The sequence below is a fragment of the Streptomyces sp. NPDC026417 genome (assembly GCF_055567695.1).
Genome location: NZ_JBVHPY010000123.1, coordinates 1 through 1238, shown reverse-complemented (window position 1 = coordinate 1238; position 1238 = coordinate 1). Strand labels below are relative to the sequence as shown.

Sequence of the window (1238 nt, the reverse complement as noted above, 5' to 3'; positions counted from 1 at the left end):
CGATCTGATCGGGTCTGGTGATGCTGCGCCGGGCCAGTGCCCATCGGTGATGGGTGGGCCGCTCACCGTCGAAGTCCTCGATCACCGGGAGCTGGATGGCCGCCCAGTCGTAGACGCGCGGGCCCTTGGCGCCGTCGCCGCACGGCAGGTCACAGTCAAGTTGACAAGCCGCAGGGCGGCACAACGTTCGCCGGCATCCAGGGAGTAAGGCCACCGTGGCAAAGCCTGAGAAGGAAGGAGAGAATTCCTGCAGTGCCGTTGGCGTAGTCAGTACCGTTCGCGGGCTGAGCTTTGGTGTGGAACCCTTCGTAGGCGGCGCTTTGGGCATGAATGATGCCGGCGATGTGCTGCGCCTGAGCGCGATAGTTGTACTGGCCAGTGTATTCGGCCATGTCGAGAAGGAAATGGCCTCCGCCGGCGAGCCCACAGCAAGCGCCAGCAGGCTGCCAGGGGTGCTCCATGACATGGGAAGCTGCTTGGTCGGCCAGGTCAGCGAAGCGCTGATCATGCGTGGCGGCCCAGAGCCGGACAAGGAAAATGCCGATACCGGCTGATCCGGTGCACCATAACGGCTCCAGACGGGAGCCGGGTTCTTCGCCGACGTTACGGGGCCACAGTGCGGTGCGGCCGTCGGCCCGAGCTGCTGCCGCAAGCGTGTGACCAGCTCCAACAGCCGCCTGGTAGTAGCGCTGTGCTCTGTTGGGCTGTTGCTGGCCTGCGGCTTGAGCGGCAGCAAGGAGGAACGCCCCGATGCCAGCTACTCCATGTGCGAAGCCGTAGGAAGTGTCTCCGGCGATTTGTGAGTCCGTGCTGTGGGGGATGGGCCAAGTCCAGTAGTCGCGGTCGCGGTCGCGGCTCGCGGCGGTCAGGACATGATCAGCGCAGACGAGAGCGAGCTCCAGCAGGGTATCGTCTCCGGTGCGCTGCCATAGATGTAGGTGCGTCATGCCAGCACCGGACAGGCCCCGAGTGATGTCGGGACTTGGCCATCGCACTGGGAGACGCCGGGCGAGGTTGATAGCGCGATCCATCAACCTAGGGTCCTGAAGAAATTCGGCCGCGTCGAACAGGCCCCAGGCGGTGCCGCCACGACCGAAGGCCAGGCCGGGCAGCAGCCGCGGGATACTGAACAGCCGCTCGTCTACCCAGTCTGCGGCCTGCGCCACTGTAGTGCGCAACGTCGGATCCCCCGTTGCCTTCGCTGCATGGGTGAGGGTGGCCAAGATTCCGGCTGCGCC

At 65.3% G+C, this 1238-nt stretch carries 1 protein-coding gene and 1 pseudogene; both read right to left on the bottom strand.

Going from position 1 to position 1238, the window contains the following annotated elements:
- Positions 1–148 (bottom strand): annotated as a pseudogene (locus tag ACZ4NT_RS39335) (IS701 family transposase); the annotation flags it as partial.
- A 7-nt stretch (positions 149–155) separates the two neighbouring features.
- The coding region (locus ACZ4NT_RS39330; protein WP_467730236.1) for a lanthionine synthetase LanC family protein at positions 156–1238 on the bottom strand (1083 nt) is incomplete at its 5' end.